We start from the raw sequence: 3,420 nt of genomic DNA, 5'->3' as shown, positions 1-3,420 counted from the left end.
TCCCCAGGCTGCGTTGCTGCTCGATACTGCCGATCTGCCAGCGCTGGCTGGCCTGATCCAGATCGGGGCTGTCGCTTAACCAGACGGTATCCACCCAGCGGCCGGTAAAGGCGTCACCGCCATTGCGCACGCGGTATTCGAAGTGGAAGTCGCCGCCGGCTTCGGCGTTCGGACTGGCGCTGACCGTGACCAGCCTCAGGTCCGGCTGCCGGGGCACCGCCCCGATGACGCTGAGGCGTTGCCCGCTATAGTTATTGGCGTCGAAATCGCCGACATGGCTGGTCGCACCGGCCGTGGTTTCTTCCAGGATCCCGTCATAGCTGTCGCTCCAGACCATGAGGTGATAGTCGGCACTGGCCACCTCGTCCGGCAGCCGCACCGAGACGGTGGCGTCATAGCTGTTTTGGCCCGCCTCATGCGACAGCAGGCCCTCATGCCGGAAGCTGCCGAGCAGGATGTCGCCCTTGGCCGGGTTGGGGCGCGTCCCATCGCGACTGAGCCAGACGGTATCGGTCCAGCCCGTCACCTGACCGGTGTCGCCCTGCGTCGTCGCCAGGCCCCGGTTGGTCACGGTGTAGCGGACGTCGATCGTCTGGCCGGCATTGGCCTGTTGTGGCGCGCTGACGGCACTGGTTTCCAGATCGGCAAAGGCCACCGCTTCGACCTCGAAGGTCTGGATGGCGGTGTTGTTGCCTTCCTGCCGACCTTCGTCAATCCGGTTGCGGGCATCGGTCTCGACGATGATGCGGGCCGGACCCCGGTAACGCAGCGGGATCGTGACCGGCACGGTCTGACTGCGATAGGGCTCACCGCCCGGCGTCAGGGCACTGCCATTGTCCAGTTCCGCCAGCAGGATGTCGTCGGCGCTGACCTGACCATCCAGGGACAGCCAAACCCGGTCCTTCCATTGGCCGGTCGCGGCGACCGGCCCCCGGTTGCTGACCTGGAAACTGACCGCCAGTGTCGTCCCGGCCTTGACCTTGGCCGGTACCTCAATATCGTGCACCCGCAGATCCGGCCGTGGCAGCGGGCTGATCAGGGTCGGCGTGGCGGCCAGTGTCACGTTATTGGCGGCGGTCGCGCCGCCCTCATAAATGCCCTGGCTGCCCGGCTGGCTGTTGGTGGTCACCCGCAGCCGGTAGCCCCCCTCGATCCGGGCCGGCAGCCGGATCTGTTCGGTCCGGTCGTAATGCAGGCCCGCGCCCAGACCGCGTTCATAGCTGTAATGCCCCAGCAGCAGCGGCGAGGCGCTGTTGTCCAGCGGCACCAGTTCCAGGGTGTCCACCCAGCGTCCACTGGCCGCGACCGCGCTGGCATTGCTGACCTGCCAGCGGACGGTCAGCAGATCGCCTTCCTGTGCCGTGGCCGGTGCCTCCAGTTCGCTCACCTGCAGGTCCGGACTCGGTGACAGCGTGACCGGTATCGCCAGGGACCGGCCGGTATTATTGCTGCCATGGAGGAATTCGTAGACCCCGCGCCCGGTCCGGACATGGACGTAGTAGTCCCCCTCGATCCCCTCCGGCAGCCCAAAGCTCAGGCTGCGGCGGTAGTCGTCACCGGCCCCGAGCTGACCCAGATGGTTGGCACTGGCCAGCGGCCAGCGATGGGTCTTGTCGTCCGGGTCGGCCGAAGTCGATAACCAGACTTCATCTTCCCAGTTCGCGACATCGGTGATCCCGATGCCATGGTTTCTGACGGTCCAGTTCACCGTCAGCGCTTGGCCGCTGCGCGGCGTGCCCTCGATGGTTACGCTATCGACCTGCAGGTCGGCATAGGGCTTGGGCATCACGTCCAGCAACCGGGCGGCTTCCGCCGTGTTGTTCGCTTCCGCGCCCTGCTCCCACACCTTGCCGCCGGCATCGGTGCGGACCAGGACATGGCCGCGCCGGCTTAGCCCGGCCGGCAGCCGGTATGTCACTTCCCCTTCGTAGGATTTGCCGGCATCCAGACCGCCCTGGTGCTCCAGTCGGCCCAGTTCGATGTCGTCGGCGTTGCCGAACACGGCATCCTGCGAATACACCACCACATCGGTCCAGCTCAGGGTCCGGCCGGCGCCGGTCCCCTGATTGCTGACCTTCCAGTTGACGGTGACGCTGGCCGGGTCGCCGATCACCTGCTGCGGCACCCGGATCTCACTCACCACCAGATCCGCATACGGATCGGCCGCAATCTGCAGATCCAGACCGTCCTGATTGTTGTCGGTGCGGCCGGCCTCATGGATCGCCCCCGCGCGGTTGCTGATCACCAGTAGCCGGTAGGCCCCTTCGGCCTCGACCGGCAGTGTCAGCTGCAGGCGGCCCTGCGCCCGTTCGCCCGCGCCAATGCGGGCATGGACGACCTCGCCCAGCTTCTGCGCCCCGGCCAGCTGGCCATCGCGGCTCAGATAGATTTCGTCGCGGACCGGCTCTGCGTCGGCCGTACCCAGATTGCGGGTGGCCCAGTCCAGGGTCAGCGTCTCGCCGCCTTGCAGCCGCCCCGTGGTCTTCAGTTCGCTCACCGCCAGATCCGGGCTGACCACTTCAATGGTCTGGCTGGCCACATTGTCGGTCTCGTCGGTTTCTGCCAGCTGCTGGCTGCTGTCCGCCATCAGCTGCAGGGTCCACAGGCCCGAGGCCAGGCTCGGTACGGTCAGGGTCAGTGCAACGTCATAGTGCCCTCCGACGGCCACCTGCCGCTGCATGGCCGGGTTGGCCAGGATCACCGTCTGTTGCGGGTCGGCCTGGTTGATCAGGCGCAGCTGGTCGGTCAGGAAGCGGTTGAGTCCTTCGTTACCGCCGACTTCCACCCGATAGCGCAGGCTGACCGCTTCACCCACGCGCCAGCGACCGTCCACTTCAAATTGACCAATAGTCAGATTCGGCTTGGGTTCGGCCTGGATGGAGAGGGGCTGGGCACTGGCCACCCGGTTGTTGTCGCGATGATCAGGCTCGTGCACGGCCTGCTGGGTGTCGGTGTCGACCAGCAGGTAGTAGTCGCCCTGCAGACCGGCCGGCAGGCTGGCGCTCAGTTCGGCGTCGTAGGTCTGGCCCAGACCCAGGCTGCCGGTATGGGTGACGCTGCCCAGGCTGATCGCGTCGGCGCCCAGGGTGGGCGTTTTCGACAGCCAGACCCGGTCGGTCCAGCGCTCGATGTCGGTGCCGATATTGCCGTGATTGCGCACGCTCCAGCGAACGGTCAGCGGCCGGTTGGCATAGGCCGGGCCCACCGCTACCGGCGCGGTGGGGACCAGATCGGCATAGCTCGGCTGGATCTGGATCGGCCCGGACAGGCGCTGGTTGTTGGCGCGGCGGTCCGGCTCATTCAGGCTGCGGTTGACGTCGGTCTGCACCGCGATCCGCCAGCGGCCGGCCAGCCGGGGCGGTATGCGGACCGTGGCCTCGCAGTCGCTGCCCTGACCCACCGCGAGCGGGCCCTGGCGAC

At 67.1% G+C, this 3,420-nt stretch carries 1 protein-coding gene; it reads right to left on the bottom strand.

Annotated features, from left to right (window positions below; genetic code table 11):
* A partial coding sequence (locus PZA18_RS23615; protein WP_284103352.1) for a CARDB domain-containing protein occupies positions 1-3,400 on the bottom strand: 3,400 nt, incomplete at its 3' end.
* Positions 3,401-3,420 lie beyond the last annotated feature (20 nt).

The sequence above is a fragment of the Parachitinimonas caeni genome, from assembly GCF_030129945.1.
In the GTDB taxonomy this organism is placed as follows: Bacteria; Pseudomonadota; Gammaproteobacteria; order Burkholderiales; family Chitinimonadaceae; genus Parachitinimonas; species Parachitinimonas caeni.
The sequence above is the reverse complement of the archived record's forward strand: the minus strand, read 5'-3'. Positions and strand labels throughout refer to the sequence as shown.